Origin of the sequence: Aequorivita sp. CIP111184, from assembly GCF_900489465.1 — a bacterium.
Lineage (GTDB): Bacteria > Bacteroidota > Bacteroidia > Flavobacteriales > Flavobacteriaceae > Aequorivita.
The window spans coordinates 26,487-43,525 of the sequence record NZ_UEFQ01000014.1 but is presented as its reverse complement, the minus strand read 5'-3'; the positions used below and the strand labels follow the sequence as shown (position 1 = coordinate 43,525).

The 17,039-nt window shown below is 36.4% G+C and carries 17 protein-coding genes; 8 read left to right on the top strand and 9 right to left on the bottom strand.

The window, feature by feature from the left end; all coding sequences use genetic code 11:
• Positions 1–133 (top strand): T9SS type B sorting domain-containing protein (locus AEQU1_RS16425; protein ID WP_146743712.1); only part of this gene is annotated, 133 nt, incomplete at its 5' end.
• 9 nt (positions 134–142) lie between these two features.
• Positions 143–1,144, top strand: a complete 1,002-nt coding sequence (locus tag AEQU1_RS04365; RefSeq protein WP_111879104.1) for a type IX secretion system membrane protein PorP/SprF — start codon at positions 143–145, stop codon at positions 1,142–1,144.
• A 71-nt stretch (positions 1,145–1,215) separates the two neighbouring features.
• Here AEQU1_RS04365 and AEQU1_RS04360 read toward each other — a convergent pair whose 3' ends face one another.
• Positions 1,216–2,364 (bottom strand): VWA domain-containing protein, encoded by a 1,149-nt coding sequence (locus AEQU1_RS04360; protein WP_111879102.1) that lies wholly within the window; start codon positions 2,362–2,364, stop codon positions 1,216–1,218.
• A 203-nt stretch (positions 2,365–2,567) separates the two neighbouring features.
• Here AEQU1_RS04360 and AEQU1_RS04355 point away from each other — a divergent pair, with 203 nt between their 5' ends.
• From AEQU1_RS04355 to AEQU1_RS04345, 3 genes are read left to right on the top strand one after another with little or no spacing between them, the layout of a single operon-like run.
• The gene (locus AEQU1_RS04355; RefSeq protein WP_111879115.1) at positions 2,568–4,763 is read left to right on the top strand and encodes a histidine kinase; all 2,196 of its coding nucleotides are present in this window, start codon (positions 2,568–2,570) and stop codon (positions 4,761–4,763) included.
• Positions 4,763–5,494, top strand: a complete 732-nt coding sequence (locus AEQU1_RS04350) for a LytTR family DNA-binding domain-containing protein (RefSeq protein WP_111879100.1) — start codon at positions 4,763–4,765, stop codon at positions 5,492–5,494. Before AEQU1_RS04355 ends, AEQU1_RS04350 begins: the two co-directional genes overlap by 1 nt.
• A gap of 12 nt (positions 5,495–5,506) precedes the next feature.
• Positions 5,507–6,019: a gamma carbonic anhydrase family protein gene (locus tag AEQU1_RS04345; protein WP_111879099.1), complete on the top strand. Its 513-nt coding sequence runs from the start codon at positions 5,507–5,509 to the stop codon at positions 6,017–6,019.
• 1 nt (position 6,020) lies between these two features.
• Here AEQU1_RS04345 and murI read toward each other — a convergent pair whose 3' ends face one another.
• The 8 genes from murI to AEQU1_RS04305 form a co-directional block, all read right to left on the bottom strand.
• The gene (murI, locus tag AEQU1_RS04340; protein WP_111879113.1) at positions 6,021–6,812 is read right to left on the bottom strand and encodes a glutamate racemase; all 792 of its coding nucleotides are present in this window, start codon (positions 6,810–6,812) and stop codon (positions 6,021–6,023) included.
• 154 nt (positions 6,813–6,966) lie between these two features.
• Positions 6,967–7,476 (bottom strand): OmpH family outer membrane protein, encoded by a 510-nt coding sequence (locus AEQU1_RS04335; RefSeq protein WP_111879097.1) that lies wholly within the window; start codon positions 7,474–7,476, stop codon positions 6,967–6,969.
• Positions 7,477–7,548: 72 nt separating this feature from the next.
• Positions 7,549–8,424, bottom strand: coding sequence for an OmpH family outer membrane protein (locus tag AEQU1_RS04330; RefSeq protein WP_111879112.1), 876 nt, complete (start codon positions 8,422–8,424; stop codon positions 7,549–7,551).
• Between the two features lie 39 nt (positions 8,425–8,463).
• Entirely contained in the window at positions 8,464–11,076 is a 2,613-nt protein-coding gene (locus tag AEQU1_RS04325; protein ID WP_258455121.1) for an outer membrane protein assembly factor, read from the bottom strand.
• Entirely contained in the window at positions 11,045–11,788 is a 744-nt protein-coding gene (locus AEQU1_RS04320; RefSeq protein WP_111879108.1) for an isoprenyl transferase, read from the bottom strand. Before AEQU1_RS04320 ends, AEQU1_RS04325 begins: the two co-directional genes overlap by 32 nt.
• A 7-nt stretch (positions 11,789–11,795) precedes the next feature.
• On the bottom strand, positions 11,796–12,488 hold the full coding sequence (locus AEQU1_RS04315) for a DUF6089 family protein (protein WP_111879096.1): 693 nt from the start codon (positions 12,486–12,488) through the stop codon (positions 11,796–11,798).
• Between the two features lie 99 nt (positions 12,489–12,587).
• Positions 12,588–13,472 (bottom strand): NAD kinase, encoded by an 885-nt coding sequence (locus AEQU1_RS04310; RefSeq protein ID WP_111879094.1) that lies wholly within the window; start codon positions 13,470–13,472, stop codon positions 12,588–12,590.
• A 3-nt stretch (positions 13,473–13,475) separates the two neighbouring features.
• On the bottom strand, positions 13,476–14,132 hold the full coding sequence (locus tag AEQU1_RS04305) for a CBS domain-containing protein (protein ID WP_111879093.1): 657 nt from the start codon (positions 14,130–14,132) through the stop codon (positions 13,476–13,478).
• 88 nt (positions 14,133–14,220) lie between these two features.
• Between AEQU1_RS04305 and AEQU1_RS04300 the strand changes: the two genes are divergently transcribed.
• The 3 genes from AEQU1_RS04300 to AEQU1_RS04290 all read left to right on the top strand — a co-directional run bounded on the left by AEQU1_RS04300 (position 14,221) and on the right by AEQU1_RS04290 (position 17,033).
• Positions 14,221–14,934, top strand: a complete 714-nt coding sequence (locus AEQU1_RS04300) for a pyridoxine 5'-phosphate synthase (protein WP_111879091.1) — start codon at positions 14,221–14,223, stop codon at positions 14,932–14,934.
• On the top strand, positions 14,934–15,695 hold the full coding sequence (locus AEQU1_RS04295; RefSeq protein ID WP_111879090.1) for an alpha/beta fold hydrolase: 762 nt from the start codon (positions 14,934–14,936) through the stop codon (positions 15,693–15,695). Before AEQU1_RS04300 ends, AEQU1_RS04295 begins: the two co-directional genes overlap by 1 nt.
• Before the next feature lie 87 nt (positions 15,696–15,782).
• On the top strand, positions 15,783–17,033 hold the full coding sequence (locus tag AEQU1_RS04290) for an OmpP1/FadL family transporter (protein ID WP_111879088.1): 1,251 nt from the start codon (positions 15,783–15,785) through the stop codon (positions 17,031–17,033).
• Positions 17,034–17,039 lie beyond the last annotated feature (6 nt).

The following is a 17,039-nucleotide window of genomic DNA, read 5'->3' as shown; positions in this document are numbered from 1 at the left end:
CCCACTGGGCCAGGGATGGGACGGAACCTACGGGGGAAGCCCACTGCCATCGAGCGATTACTGGTTCCGCATCGAGTACACCGAAGAGGGACAGACAAAAGAATTTAAAGGACATTTTACCTTAAAACGATAAATAAAAACTATGAATATTAAACAAATCTCCCTCATCCTACTTTTGTTATCATCTTTTTATGGATTTTCACAAGATGGCATACCAATATATTCAGATTATTTTTCAGATAACCTTTATTTGATTCATCCATCTATGGCCGGGGCAGCCACACATAATCAATTACGATTGACTGCACGCCAACAATGGTTTGATCAGAGCGAAGCTCCAAATCTTCAAACGCTAAGTTTTAATGCAAGGCTTGGACAGCAATCTGGGGTTGGAGTTATATTATATAACGATAAAAATGGTTATCACTCACAAACGGGAGGGTATATTACATATGCCCACCATATTATGTTTTCCAGAAGTGAAGCAGACTTAAATCAGTTATCGTTTGGTTTAAGTGCGGGGTTGACCCAATCAAGACTTGATGAAACTCAATTTGACTTAACGGATTTTGACCCAGTAATTGCGGGAATTATTCAAAGCACATCATATTTTAACGTAGATGCGGGGCTTTCGTACAATTTTTTGAATTTCTCGGGTCACTTTACCGTGAAGAATATCATATTTCAAAATAGATCAATCTATACCGAAAAATATGAGTCAAACAATCAACGTAAATATTTGATTTCTGCTGGTTATGCCATTGGTCAATATGGTGCCGACTGGAGCTATGAACCTTCTTTTCTTTTTCAATGGAGTGAACGCACAGGCGAGCAGTCTGTAGATGTTAATTTTAAAGCTTACAGAGAGATGGATTTTGGTCAACTATGGGGCGGATTGTCGTATAGAAGAAGTCTTGATGGCGCTGAATACCTTAACGGGGAAGAAGTGAAAGTTCAGAAACTGCAATATTTTACACCTGTATTAGGAGTTAATTATAAGAACTTTATGTTTGCGTACACTTATTCCTATCAAGCTGGAAATGTAAAATTCCAAAGTGGCGGTTTTCATCAAATTACATTAGGTTACGATTTCTTGGGCGGAAGACCAGAACCGTATGACTGTAATTGTCCTGCCATCAATTAAATTTTTAAGTACATAAAATAAAAAGCCTGAGACTTTTAGAAGTATCAGGCTTTTTCTATGTTTAAAAATAACTATTCCCAGGTGTAATTCTTTTTTTCAGCTTGCTTTTTTATGGCTTGTACCATTGCACTTTCAAGACCATTTTCAGTTTGTTTTGAGTTATCTGCAATATATTTTCGGCGTTGCTCGTTCAAATCCATAATTTGTTTTTGAATATCTTCTCTTTCGAAATGTTTTGTTTCTAAATATTTTTTTATTTCCGAAGCATTCTTTCCTTTTAGTTCCTGTGGCAATTCGTCTTTTTTCAATTTTTCATAACTGAAATCTTCTTCTTTTTCGGCGTCAACTAAATCCCAAGTACTGTTTGTGTAAAGGTGGCTTCCTTTGGAAACGGTTCTGCTTACCGCGTTTGCCTTACTGTATTCTGCAGCATTTGCATCTTGTTCTTGTTGTACACGGCTTTTTTTACTTCCAGCACTTCCGTAGGGAACATAAGTGTTGTTAAGCTTTACATTTAATTGAATAATTAGATCGTCATAAGGAGATGGAACATATATAGTTTGTTGGTTTTGATTTATAGCCATATAATCACCATATGTAAGTTGAGCGCCATCTTTCCAGTAACTATCTATACCGTGACGGTAATCACCACAAAAAATGGTATTCACAATTACTCCATTTTCCTTAGCGTCCATTGCAGCTTCTTTATAATTAATTTCGCCCTGATTAAAAGGTTCGTTGCCTGCTATAAAGACCATTTTTAAATCATCATTTTCATTTCCCCAATCCAGTTTGTTCAAAGATTCCTGAATTACTGCACCGCAATACTCACTACCGCCATTGGTGGTCAATGAAAAAAGCTCTTTGGAAACATCGTCCAAATCTTCTGTGAAACTTAAAATCTTTCGAATGTAATTATCACGTGAACTCAAATTATCATTCCCGTATTCGTATAGAGCTATTTGAAGTTTTGGACGGTCGTTGCGGCATTTGGCATAACTGAGTTCGTTTACAAATTCCCAAAGTTGGGCTTTGGCTTGGTCTATCAATCCATCCATACTGTTGCTTGTATCCAACAGTAAAGCTACTTTTATGTAGTGGTCTTTTTTTGGAGTTTCTATTGCGGCCAATAATTTTTTGTCGGTTTTTTTGGTTTCTGCTTTGCAAGAATATGTAAGAACAATCATAACAGCCAAGAGGACAATTTGAGATTTTTTCATAACGTTCGTGTTTATTTTAAGGTAAACCTAGGGCGAAGTTTTTTCTAAAAAAACATACTTTGAGCAAGCGGTTTCTTTGAATTAGGGAAAAGTATTTTTGGATGAGGGAAGTATTCTTTTTTAACCTTTGCAGAAGCTATTTCAGAAAAACGTAATTTTAGACATTGCTGCAAAGTCCGTATGTTTACCGTTTTAATGACAAAATGAAAAAACTTCTTTTCCTTTTTTTGGCGCTTGCCTTTTTTTGCTCCGCAGATAGCTTTTCGCAAGTAAAGGGTCTGACGGACAATAAGCCCTTTATGCTAAAAGGAGAAGTAATTGATGGCGAAACAAATATGCCTATTGCAAAGGTGAACGTGGAGATTTTGGGGGGGCAATATACCACAACAAATTTTTCAGGAAGATTTACTATTTCTGCCAAAATAGGAGATGAGCTTGTGATAAAAAGCGATGACTTTGTTACGGTTTATTACACAATCAAGGAAAACGACTTTGTTACTGTTAGGGTGGAAAAGGCAAAAAATGAAGCTGCACCACTTGTTTCAAAAAGATCTAAAGATGATGGGCAAGCAGGTTTCAATGTTTATTTGGATTCTGCTAAATTCTTTCTGAAAAAAGATGCTCAGAAAAGTATTGAATACGTTACAAAAGCTTTGGAACCGAAGCGTGGCAAAACTATTTCAAAAAAAGAAAATGGCTTTGCCTTTGAAGTTTTGGGTGACATTAACTTGTTTTGGAGCCAGCCAGATTTAGCAATTGAAAATTATAAACAAAGTATTCAAAACAGTGCAAATACAGATGTTTCAATTAAGTTGGCGAAGGCTTTTGCACAAAACAAAAATTATCAGGAAAGCATTTCGTCATTTCAGAAATTGTTGAAGGATAATCTTTCGGCATATCAAAAAGTTGAAGTTTATGAAGGTTTGGGCGATACTTATAAAGCTATTGGCGATGGCGTGAAAAGTGTTTTCAATTATCAAAAAGCATTGGATACTGCTAAAGAAAATAGAATTACTCCAAAAATCACAAATTTAAATTCAAAGATTGGTGAGGCTTATGCAAAAAGTGGTGCCTTAAATGAAGCTGAAGAATATTTTGATAATTCGCTAAAACTTGCTAAAAAGGAGAATAAGCAACGGGCTGTTTCAGAAAAGAACAAAGTAGCAGATTTTTATAACCAAAACCGCGATTACGAAAAGGAAATACAACTTCGGGAAGAAACTTTAGAAGAGTTAAACTCTATGGGAAATGCTGCCACGGTTGAAGATGAAGCCTTAACTCCACAACGGCAAAACTATAAAATCGCGAATGCTTTTGTAGCGCAGGAAAAATATAAACAGGCCATTCCGTACCTTGAAAAAAGTATTGCGGAGGCTGACAAAAAGGAAGATTTAACTGTTCAAAAAGATGCCGTGAGAAAGCTTTCCGAAATTTATCGGGACATCGGCGAGTTTGACAAAGCCACCGAAAGCTACCAGCGGTATGTTGAAGTTGTGGATGAGCTTTATGTAAAAAAGGAGCAGGAAATTAGCCAGGCAGCGCGTTTCAGTAAAGAAATCACTCAAAAGCAAAACAGAATTGCGAGCTTGGAAAATGACAGGAAACTTAATGAAAGTCGTTATAAACTTGCTTTTGAAAATCAAGAGTTAATCGAGAGAAACAGTCAAATTCAAAAATGGGTTATTGGTTCTTTAATTGTGATCGTATTGCTTTTGTTTTTTGCAGCTTACACGCAGTACAAAAACGTAAAACAACAAAAGTTCGCTAATAATGTTTTGGCGCTGAAATCACTTCGTTCGCAGATGAATCCACATTTTATTTTTAATGCGCTTAACAGCGTCAATAGTTTTATTGCCGTAAATGATGAACGTACCGCCAATAAATATTTAACAGATTTTTCATTACTGATGCGTTCGGTTTTGGAAAATAGCGAAGAGGATTTTATTCCGTTGGAAAAGGAAATTGAATTGCTGGAGCTATATGTAAAACTGGAACATTTCAGGTTTAAAGATAAATTCGACTATAAAATTACGATTGACGAAAATATAAAACTAAACGAGTTTGTGATTCCGCCGATGTTGCTTCAACCTTATGTTGAAAATGCCGTATGGCATGGACTTCGGTATAAAGAAGCGAAAGGTTTGTTGGAAATCAATTTTCAGCAAATCAATTCTGAAACCATAAAAATCTCCATTATTGATGATGGAATTGGTCGTTCAAAATCCAATGAATTCAAAACGGAAAACCAAAAGAAACAAAAGTCAAAAGGGATGGGCAATACACAAAAGCGAATTGCTATTTTGAACGAAATGTACAAAGACAAAGTAGATGTGAAAGTGGAAAACGTATTTGAAAACAACGAAGGGACCAAAGTTGAACTTATTTTAAAGAAAGACTAATGAAACTAAACGCAATAATTGTTGAAGACGAAGAAATAAGCCGGGAAATTCTCAGAAATTATTTGGCGAAATATTGTCCCAATATTGTTTTGAAAGGTGAAGCAGCGAACGTGAATGATGCATTGGTGTTGATTCGTAATAATGATTTGGATGTGGTTTTTCTCGATGTAGAAATGCCCTATGGAAATGCTTTTGATTTGCTCGATAAAGTAGGGGACAGGCAATTTGAAACTGTTTTCGTTACAGCTTACAATCAGTATGCAATGGATGCTTTAAATGCCCACGCTTCCTATTATTTATTGAAACCTATTTCAATTGATAAATTGATTGAAGCTGTAGACTACGTGCAGGAAATAAAGGAAAAAGAGAACAGCCTGCAGAATTTAATTTTAAAACCCCTACAGACCCAAGTTGCGGGCAAGATAACAATACCATTACAAAACGGCTTTGAAGTGCTTCAGATGGAAGATATACTCTATTGCCAGGCCGATGATAATTATACCCACATTCATTTAAAGGTTGGAAAACGTTTAGTAAGCAAAACCCTTAAATATTTTGAAGACTCATTGTCTGAAAACGGTTTTGCGCGTGTTCATAAATCCTATTTGATAAATGTGAATGAAATTACCGAATACAAAAAAGGAAAGGGTGGAAGTGTGGTTCTTTCCAGCGGTAAGGAAATAATGGTGAGCCCTTCGCGGAAGAAGGAATTGCTTGCGTACTTTGGATAAAAACTATAAAAGATGATAATTAAAACTGTAAACGGAAATCACCCCCAAATTCCAGAGGATTGTTTCATTGCTGAAAACGCCACCATTGTTGGCGATGTAGTGATGGGCAACGAATGTAGCGTTTGGTTCAACACTGTAATTCGCGGTGATGTGAATTTTATAAAAATGGGCAATAAAGTGAATGTGCAGGATGGAGCCGTAATTCACGCTACCTATAAAACTTCGCCTACAACCATCGGGAGCAATGTTTCTATTGGGCATAATGCGATTGTTCACGGATGCACCATTCAAGATAATGTTTTGATAGGGATGGGAAGTATTGTTATGGACGATTGCGTGGTGGAAAGCAATACGATAATTGCAGCAGGCGCCGTGGTTTCTAAAAACACAAGGGTTGAGAGTGGAAGTATTTATGCAGGAATTCCTGCCAAAAAAATAAAAGACATTAGCCCAGAATTAACAAAAGGGGAGATTGAACGTATAGCCAATAATTATGTGATGTACTCTTCTTGGTTTAAGGAATAACTTAGAAGTCTTTTTTTTCTACGGAAATCTTATCGGCATACTCGTTAAGTAGAAATTTTAAAGTATCCGTTTCTGCATTTGTAAAAAACTGAAGTTTGGGTTTTGTATTCTCTTCGCGAAGTAGATTCAAACTTTGTAAAACTATTTTCGTTTGTCGGGCAACCGCTTCACCGGAATCAATAATTTTCACGTTTTCGGGAAGAATCTTTTTCAATTGCGGAATGATATACGGATAATGGCTGCAGCCCAATACTAAGTAATCAATATTTGCATCTATCATTGGTTTAGTGTGTTTTTCTAATAACTCCACCATTTCGGGACCGTCAAGATTTCCTGCTTCAATGAGTGGTACAAGACCTTCGCCAATAATTTCAACTACGCTTATATCCTTTGTTAATTCACTGGTTGTCCTGCTAAAAAGCGCACTACTAAGTGTGCCTTTTGTCGCCAAAATTCCGATACTTTTTGAAGTTGTTTTTAGGGCTGCTGGTTTTATTGCGGGTTCAATACCAATAAATGGAATATCATAATTTTCACGAAGTATACTGATAGCATTTGTGGTTGCTGTGTTACAAGCCACCACGATTATTTTACAGCCCAATTCCTGTAATTTTTCAACATTTTTAATGCTGAGTGCGGTTATTTCTTTTTGAGATTTATTTCCATAAGGTGCGTTTTTGCTGTCTGCTAGATAAATGATATTTTCAAAAGGAAGCAGTTTATGGATTTCCTGCCAAATGGAAGAACCTCCAACGCCCGAATCAAAGACCCCAATGGGACTATTTTTATCCATGTTATCTATATAAAACATTAGTTAATCCTCTTCTGTGAAGATACAATTTCATAAAAGGGTATTTCGTAAAAGTAGCCAATTACTTCAAATTTGGGAATAAAAAAACTGCCCGTTATTAGCGGACAGTTTTAAAATTTTTAGTCTTAAAAATGAATTACATTCCCAAGTCTTTTTTAACGTCTGCCATAAGATCTTTTCCATCGGCAAGGATAACACCACTACCAACAGTTGAATCTAAAACATATTGATATCCTTGAGCTTTAGCTACTTTTTGAATTGTAGATTGTGCTTTTTCAAGGATTGGCTTAAAGATGTCTGTTCTTTTCTTGTCAAGATCTTGAAGTGCTTGTTGTCTGTATGCTTGAATGTTATTTTGCATACCTTGAACTTCTTCAACTCTTTTTTGGTTTTCTATGTCTGTTTTTCCAGAAGCTTCGCTGTCGTACTGTGTCATTTTAGTTTCAAGCTCTTTTGCCATTGCTTTAATCTCGGTGTCGTACGTTTTTTGCACTTTTTCCAATTGGCTTTGAGCTGCTTTGTATTCTGGCATAGCCTCGATCAATTCTTGTGCGTTAATATGTGCAATTTTTGATTGGGCGTTTACAAAACTTGTAGCTCCTACAAAAAGTGCCATTGCAACTAATAATGTTTTCATTTTTTTCATTGTAAGTGTATTTAATTTAAGTGTTATTTTTATTAGAGTGGTGTTAATTATTTAGTTGAATATTTGGGGTAATTATTTTCCTCCGCCTTCTTCACCGCCGCCTTCGTTTCCGTTTGACGGATTGTTGTTTCTATTTAGACGGGCATTCATAATTGAATCTTTTCTTTGTTCTCTTTCCTCAATTAAACGTTGTCTGCGCTCTTCAAACTCTTGCTTTTTAACGGCACGAATAGAGTCTCGCTCTCTTTGGCGTTGCGCCATCATTTCTTCTCGTTCTGTTTTTTTGGCTTCAATTGCTTCTTGACGCTCTTCCTTTACAGCTACTCTTTCTTTTTCTTCGACGGTTATTGGTCCATCAAGTGGATCTTCTTTTTCATCGATTTGTCTTTGTTCCTTTTTGTTTGCAGCCTGTACTCTTCTACCCGCACGCTCGATACTTCTAAGAACTACATCGCTAATATCATTTCTTTTTGCTGCGAAAAGCATAACTACATCTGCAGATTTATCAAAAATGAAATCATACTTTTTAGCTTCCGCAACTTCTTGTACAATATTGAATACCTGATCTTGAATAGGCTGCACCAATTGTCTTCTTTGAATCATTAAATCTCCATTAGGGCCAAATCTGTCCTGCTGATATTGAAGCATTTCATCTTCCTTAATTTTAATTTCCTCTTCGCGTTCATCGATCAATTCTTTAGTAAGTAGAACCCTTTCGTTTGATAGGTTCAATTTCATTTGATCAATTTCTTTCTGCTTTTTATCAATATCCTGTTTCCACCGTTGAACTTTACCTTCCAATTGGATGGAAGCCTCTTTGTACTCTGGAACACTTTCCAAGACATATTCCATATCAATATATCCTATTCGAACGCCTTTTTGAGCTTCAGCCATAAAGGTGAAGCAAAAAAGCAAAAGTGTAAAAAATAGTATTTTTTTTGTCTTCATATTATTTGGTTGTTGTTTAAGAAAATATCGTGCCATCTTTTAAAATTGTTGTCCAATGATAAAATGGGTTTCCCATCCGTTCTTCTCGGTTCCGCCCAAAACAGGGTCAAATCCATATCCAAAATCAATACCCAAAAGGCCAAATGCAGGCATAAATATACGTAATCCTGCGCCAGCGGAACGTTTTAGTTCAAAAGGATTGTAGTCCCTGAAGCCATTATAAGATGCTCCACCTTCCGCAAAACCAAGCACATAGATAGAAGCAAGCTGTTTTAAAGTTACTGGATATCTTACCTCTAACGAAAATTTATTGTAAATCGTATTTCCATCAATATCAGATAGGGATTGGTTAGGGTAACCTCTTAGTTGAATTACTTCGCGGCCATCTAAACTATATGCTCCTAGTCCATCGCCCCCAACAAAAAATCTTTCGAAAGGAGGAACCCCACGGTCTTGATTGTAAGCCCCCAAAAATCCAAATTCAGTATTTGTGCGAAGAACCAATTTACCGGCCATTCTTGTATACCAAGTTCCTTTGAATTTAATTTTATAATATTCAAGCCATTTGAAACGCTCTTGATCAATTTCGGAAATTCTTTTATTGTCATCAATAAATTCTGGATTGTCCGAAAGAGTTTGTGAAAGCAAATCTCTTTCATTTGCAAGTGCTTTATAATCTACATTGTTAAAAGCAGAATATGGGATTGTAAGTTTTGCAGTTAGACTGAAATCAGAACCCGAAGTAGGATAAATAGGGTTAGTTGCGGTGTTGTTTCTACTTATACCAATAGTATAAGCAAGGTTGTTAGAAGTTCCATCTCCAAAAGTAAATAACCCAGTGTTATAATTATTAAGGTTATAGTGCTGAAAACTAATAGCATTTGACCATACAAAATAATCATCAGGCCATTTTACCTTTTTTGCCAAGCCCACAGAACCACCGGTAATGGTAAAACTTCTAGATTTGTCAGCACGTCTATTATTATAATCGTAATAATTTTGAATAGTGTGAGAAAAAGATGTTGAAAATTGAACAGGCTTTCTTCCACCCAACCAAGGTTCAGTAAGCGATAAGCTATATGTTTGGTAATAACTACTTGCTTGCGCACGAAGCGAAAGTTTTTGCCCATCACCCATTGGTAGTGGCTTATATGCTTTTAAATTGAAAATATTGCGGAGCGAAAAGTTGTTGAATGAAAGTCCCAATGTACCCACAAAGCCGCCACCGCCATAACCTCCTTGAAGTTCAATCTGACTTGATCCTTTTTCAACTACGGAGTATTCCAAATCTACAAGACCATTATTTTCATCTACTTTTTTAAAGTTTGGAGTAAGTTGTTCAGGATCAAAGAAACCTAATTGTCCTAACTCACGAATAGTTCTTACTACATCGCGTTTGCTGTATTTCTGTCCTGGGCGAGTTCTTAGTTCTCTGTAAATAACGTGGTCGTTGGTACGGTCGTTTCCTATAACAGTTACATGATCAAAGTAGAAAAGGTTACGTTCCATGATTCTAATTTCAAAATCTATGGTGTCATTACGTACTGCTACTTCAACAGGGTTTATACGCGCGGCAAGATAACCGTTGTTTTGGTAAAGGTTTGTAATGTCATTCGCTTCTGGATCACTATCGTCCTGAATTCTTTCTTGCAATAGGGTTCCATTGTAGACTTCACCTTTCTTTATGCCTAATATTTGGCGCAATTGGCTGTCTGTAAAAACACTGTTTCCAATGAATTTTATATCTCCAAAATAATATTTGTCTCCTTCTTCAAGTTTTATATCCAGCGCCACATTCTTTTTGTCCAATGTAATTAATGTGTCATTTATGATTCTTGCGTCACGGTATCCATTAGATTTATATTTTTTAAGAAGCGATTCTTTATCTTCTTCATAGCCTTCTTCGGTGTACTTGGAGCGTTTCCATAAACGGAAAAAGTTTTTACGCTTCGTCTTTTTCATGGAGCGACGCAATTTACCATCTGTAAAATGTTCATTCCCTTCAAAAGCGATTCTTTTTACTTTAACACGCTTTCCTTTATCTACCGAAATGAGCATATTTTTTGAAACTTCAACACCTGTAGAATCTATATAGGGAGTGGTGCTGATGGTTACTTCGGTATTATAAAAACCTTCTTTTTTGTATTTATTGGCGATATAGTTTCTAGTGGTAGTGGTAAGGTTTTTAGTGATTTTTGTCCCCGCTTTTAAATCATTGTCCTTAAGTATTTCTTTTTTCTTGGCTTTGCGAACTCCCTTTCCGTTGATAACTACTTCACGGAGTTTTGGTAACTCTACAATGTATAATTCTAAATCTACACTGTCGCCATCAATGTTTGTAACATAAAAAGCAATGTCACTAAAAAGGTTCTGTTCCCAGAGTTTTTTTGTTATTTGGCTCAGTTTTTCCCCTGGAATGTAGATGCGGTCCCCTTTTTTTAAACCAGTAAAAGCAACAACAGTTTGTTCGTTAAAGCTTTGCGCTCCAGCAACTGTTATTTCATTAATGGTGTATTTTCTTCCGCTGTCAAGTTCTTTTTGCTGCGCTTGTATTGAAAAAACGGAAAGTATTGTAAATAATAAAATACAATAAAATTTTCTGTATGTATGCAATAGGGAACTATTGATTGAGTTGTTCACTGGTTTTTCCAAATCTTCTTTCTCTGTTTTGATAATTTAATATTGCTTCAAAAAGATGGTTTTTAGTATAATCCGGCCAAAGCGTTTCAGTAAAATAAAGCTCGGCATACGCTATTTGCCAAAGTAGAAAATTGCTAATGCGCTGCTCTCCACTGGTGCGGATCAATAAATCTACATCTGGTAAATTTTGCGTGTAAAGATGATTATTTATTACCGTTTCATCAATATCATGCGGCGAAATTAGGTTATTTTTAACTTTAAGACTAATCTCTTTTATTGTTTTTGTTATTTCTTCCCTTGAACCATAACTTAGGGCGAGGGTAAGTGTCATTCTCTTATTGTCCTTGGTTTTTTCGATGACGTCCAGCAACTCTTTATGTGCTTTTTTTGGCAAAGCATCTAGATTGCCAATAGCATTAAGTTTAATGTCGTTGTCCGTTAGTGTCTTTATTTCTTTTTTAAGCGAAGAAACCAATAGTTTCATCAACAGCTCGACTTCCAATTTTGGACGGTTCCAATTTTCAGTGGAAAATGCATAAAGTGTTAAAAAAGGGATGCCTATTTCGGCACTGCCTTCAACTATTTCGCGAACGGCTTTGGTACCGTTTTCGTGACCAATGGACCGAAACAAACCTTTTAGCTTTGCCCAACGACCGTTACCGTCCATAATTATGGCTAGGTGTTGCGGTAATTTGTTTTTGTCTATTTGGTCTTTTAGATCCATACTCATTTTAAAAGTTGCAATAGCAAGGCTTTCTTCCGAAGGCAAAAGTAACAGTTATGCCTGTAAATACATACCAATCATCGCTATTGGTATTTCCAAATTTTAAATTCTCATTATCTGCCAACCCTTTTACGGGATTACTACCATCCAAATCGTCCGTAAATGTATAGCGAACGCCAATTTCAAAACCCACCATTGCATTTTTGCCCATATTTGCTTTATAACCTAAAATCATAGGAACTGCAACGCTGCTAGCTCCATCGTAATCTGTTATTACATCATTTCCATTTTTATATAGAGCATCATACCAGAAATAGGTGAGACCGGTATATAAATAAGGAGTAGATATGGCTTTTTGCGCGTGTACATCAAAATCCCAGAATGTGTATTCAATCCCCACGGATACTTCCTTCACTGTGTTTTCAAAAGAATATCCACGTTCTTTTCTGCGGCTGTTTGAACTTTTGGAGTCCTCTCCTTTAATCTTTGCAACCATAACCGAACCTCTAAAAGCGTGTCTGGCACTACGGTTCCATTTAAAAAGGCCGCCAACGGCAAAGCTGTTGGGATTTATATAATTGGTTTTCCCAACATCGCCAATATAATTAGCGCCACCAATCATTCCGCCAATTTCATATGTTTGGGAATGTGCTAAGAGCGCTGTTGAGAGTATTAAAAATACAGTCGCGAAATACTTCATATTCTTTAAAAGTTTGCAAATATAACAATAAACTTGGCTTAACTATATTCTAAGCCCATTTGTCTCTGTTGATTAACAAATTTTGGAAGGTTTTATTGTTTAATTGCGCTTGTCTTCACCCCATAAAAGTTTTTTGCGAAGGGTTTTTATGAAGCTATCATCGTGAAGCTGAATTAGTTTAATGGTGAAAGGAGCTTTTTTTATTATGATACTTGTTTCGTTTTCCAGAGTAGCAATGCGCGAATCCATAGAGACTAAAAAGCTGCTTTCCCTTCCGGAGACTTTTAAAGTTATAGTGCAGGAATCTGGTATAACCAAAGGTCTTGCATTAAGATTGTGCGGCGCAATTGGCGTAAGTACAATATTGTTTGCTTCTGGGTCTATTACAGGTCCGCCGCAACTTAGCGAATAGCCTGTGGAGCCGGTAGGCGTGGCAACTATAAGCCCGTCTGACCAGTATGAAGTAAGGTATTTGTCATTTACCAGCGTTTCCACTTTTATCATGGAAGTTGTGTTCCGTCTGTTTACTGCTACTTCATTTAATGCAAAATTAAGCGGTTGTATTTCATCGCTCTCTGGGTAAGTTTCTACAGTGAGCAAGCTTCTTTCAGAAATAGAATATTCGCCTTCTAAAATCTGATTCAGACTTTCAGTCATTTCTTCTTTTTGAATTGTGGCCAAAAACCCTAATCTTCCTGTATTAATTCCAACAATGGGAATGCCCAAATCTCCAACAAAAGTTACCGCTTTCAAAATAGTTCCATCTCCGCCAATGCTAAAAAAAAGATCAAAACTAGAGTCCAATTCAGTAAAGGTGGAAAAGCCTGAAAAGTTTTTTGTGATGTCTTGATGTTGATTTATAATGCCTAAGAAGTTTTCTTCAATAAGCACTTCGGTTTCCTTTTTTTGAAGCGCGTTTAGCAACATCTGAATGTAAATTTCAGAATTTTCGTGATAAAACTGACCGTATATTCCTATTTTCATTAATTATATATTAAGGTATTTGTCCAAGTATTCGGAACGCTCCTTTAAATCTTCTAAAAATTTATCTTCTTCGTGGTGGCTAATCACATTGTAATTATATCTTCTGAAAGTCTGCACGATACTGTTCATGGCGGTGTGGCCAATTTTTACTGTAAGTTGAACCGTTTGGTCAGTTATTTTAGAGATAAATACGCCAAAAATTCGAGTTCCATTAGATTCAACTATTTGGCAAACTTCACTGAAGGAATAATCTTGTGCGCCTTTTTCAACAACAATTATTCCGCCGGTCTCATTCAAAAAGGGAGTGTTGTTGAAGAGGCTCATAATATCACCTAACTCGTAATATCCCAAGTATTTGTTTTCCGCTCCCAACACTGGCATAATATTGCTATTGTTTAGAGCAAAAGCTTCTAAAATATCTAGCCAGTTAGTGTCTTCCAAAACGTGAAATGGTTCCAATGCATATTGAAAATCGCTAAGTAACTTTTTATTATCAAAACAATACGCGTCGTTTTCCGAAACACAGCCTATATAATGCCCATCTCTTTCAACAGGTACGTGCGAATAGGTTAGCTGGTTGAAAACTGTTTGCACATCAGTTATCTTCGCCGAAATGTCAAACGGTTCAATATCGTTAATGATGTAATTTAAGGTTTCCATTGCAATTTATTTTTAATGCAAATTACTTAAAATAAAGGTTCAGTAAGCGCTGTAAGGTTTGTATTTTTGTTAATTCTAACACAAAGAAATGACAAAATTAAGCGTAAACATAAACAAAATAGCCACGTTGCGCAATGCACGCGGCGGTAATGTGCCTGATCTATTAAAAGTGGCAAAAGACATAGAGAAATTTGGAGCACAGGGCATAACTATTCACCCAAGACCAGATGAACGCCACATTCGATACCAAGATGCATACAATTTAAAATCTATTGTTTCCACGGAATACAACATTGAAGGAAATCCGATGGACGATTTTACAAAAATGGTTTTGGAAATAAAACCCACGCAAGTAACATTGGTTCCTGATGCTGTGGATGCAATTACATCAAACGCTGGTTGGGACACAGTTAAACATAAAGATTATTTGAAAGAAATAATTTCTGAATTTAAACGCAACGGAATCCGCACTTCAATATTTGTAGATCCAATTTTAAATATGATTGAAGGTGCTGCTGAAACTGGAGCAGATCGAATTGAATTATATACAGAAGAATTTGCCAAACAATATTCTTTAGGAAACAAAGGAGCTGTAAACCCTTATAAAGAATGTGCAATACTTGCAAACAAATTAAGTTTAGGCATTAACGCAGGCCACGATCTTTCGCTGGAGAATATCAAATTTTTCAAAGAAAATATTCCAAATCTTTTGGAAGTGAGCATTGGGCATGCCCTTATTTGTGAGGCGCTTTATGATGGATTGGAAATGGTAATTGGGGAATATTTAAAAAAACTTAGTTAATGATTTTACACTCTCAAATTTTAGGCAAAGGAAAACCTTTCGTAATTCTCCACGGTTTTCTAGGAATGAGCGATAATTGGAAAACCTTAGGTAATCACTGGGCCGAAGATGGCTATGAAGTACATCTTCTAGATCAACGCAATCATGGCAGAAGTTTCCACAGCGATGAATTTTCGTATGAAATAATGGCAGAGGATTTAAAAAACTATTGCGAAGAACACAATCTTCAAAACATTATACTGCTTGGTCATTCCATGGGCGGAAAAGTTGCTATGCAGTTTGCGGTTACCTATCCCGAAATGGTTTCAAAATTAATAGTTGCCGATATTGGACCAAAAGCTTATCCGCCACACCATCAGGATATTTTGAAGGCACTTTCTCAATTGGATTTTTCTAAAATAAAATCCAGAGGGGAGGCAGAAGATATTCTTTCTGAATATATAAAGGACGAAGGCACAAAACTATTTCTTTTAAAAAATCTTTACAGGAAAAATAAAAACGAATTTGCCCTTCGCATAAATTTACCAATTCTGTCAGAAAAAATAGAGGAAGTAGGAGTCGCTCTTTCAGATAATGCAGTTTTTAAGGGCGATACACTATTTTTGGGCGGAGAAAAAAGTGGTTATATAGAACCGATGGATGAGCTTTTAATTAAAAAACATTTTCCAAAAGCAAAAATAGAAACCATCTCAAACGCCGGCCATTGGCTACACGCAGAAAATCCTGACGAATTTTATGATAATGTTATGATTTTTTTATAATATTGTAACAACATTTCTTATGCACGCATAATAAATGTCTGATTTTCAAGAAAGATTCCTTACAAATTTAACTTAAAGAAATAAACTATGAAGAAAGTATTATTAATTGCCGCTTTTGCGCTTGCAAGTGCGGTTACTTATGCGGGAGGTTACCGCGTAAGTTTGCAGGGCCAAAAGGCGCTGGCAATGGGTCACACTGGTGTTGCTGTTATTAATAGCAGTGAATTGGTGTTTTTCAACCCTGCTGGTCTGGTCTATTTGGACGATAAATTTAATATCTCTGCAGGTGTTAGCGGTGTTTTTTCAAACATTGCCTATCAAGATACTGAAAGTGGGGCTAACGCCCGCACAGACAGCCCGGTTGGGACGCCCCTATATTTGTATGCTTCCTATAAGGCTACAGATTGGTTGGCTTTTGGTATTGGCGTCTACACACCTTATGGAAGTGAAGTGAAGTATGATGACGATTGGGCTGGTTCACATTTAGTTAATAACATTGACTTAAAAGCAATTTACATTCAACCAACCGTTTCGTTTAAAATAAACGATAAGATAAGCTTTGGTGGAGGCCCTATTTATGTAACGGGTTCTGTGAATTTCAATAGAAACCTAAACCGCACGCTTACTGATCTTGATGGAAATCGTGCAAATGTTACTGTGGACGCTACAGGCGTGAGTAACTGGGGATGGGTTGCTAGTACGATGGTAAACCTTACAGAAAACCTTCATATTGGTGCTACGTACCGTTCCGAAATAATTCTTGATGCTAAGGATGGTGATGCAACTTTTGAAAATGTGCCAAATTCACCTTTAACTCCTTTTGAAGACACTAAATTTGACGCTTCATTGCCGATGCCAGCAGAAATGACTGTAGGTATGTCTTATGATTTCTGTGAAAATTGGACATTCGCTTTCGATTACAACCGTACATTTTGGGATGTATATGAATCGTTGGATATAGATTTTGCCAACGTAAATATTCCAGATTCAAAGAATGCGCGTAACTATAAAAATGCTTCAATTTACCGTTTCGGAATGCAATATGATGCTACAAAAATGTTCACTTTGCGTGCTGGGTATTATTTTGACGAATCTCCAGTGCAATCAGGATATTTTGCGCCTGAAACTCCACGTAACGACAGTAACAACTTTACTGCAGGTTTAACGGTAAACCTTGGCGAGCATTTGCAAATAGATGCTTCTTTCCTTTATTCACAATTTGAGGAAATAGATGCTTCCTATAATTATTATTCTGAAAATGGACAGGCAGTTCCTTTTAAAGGGACCTATAAAACCAATGCTTTTGTTCCAGGATTAGGGCTTACTTATAAACTATAATTGAAA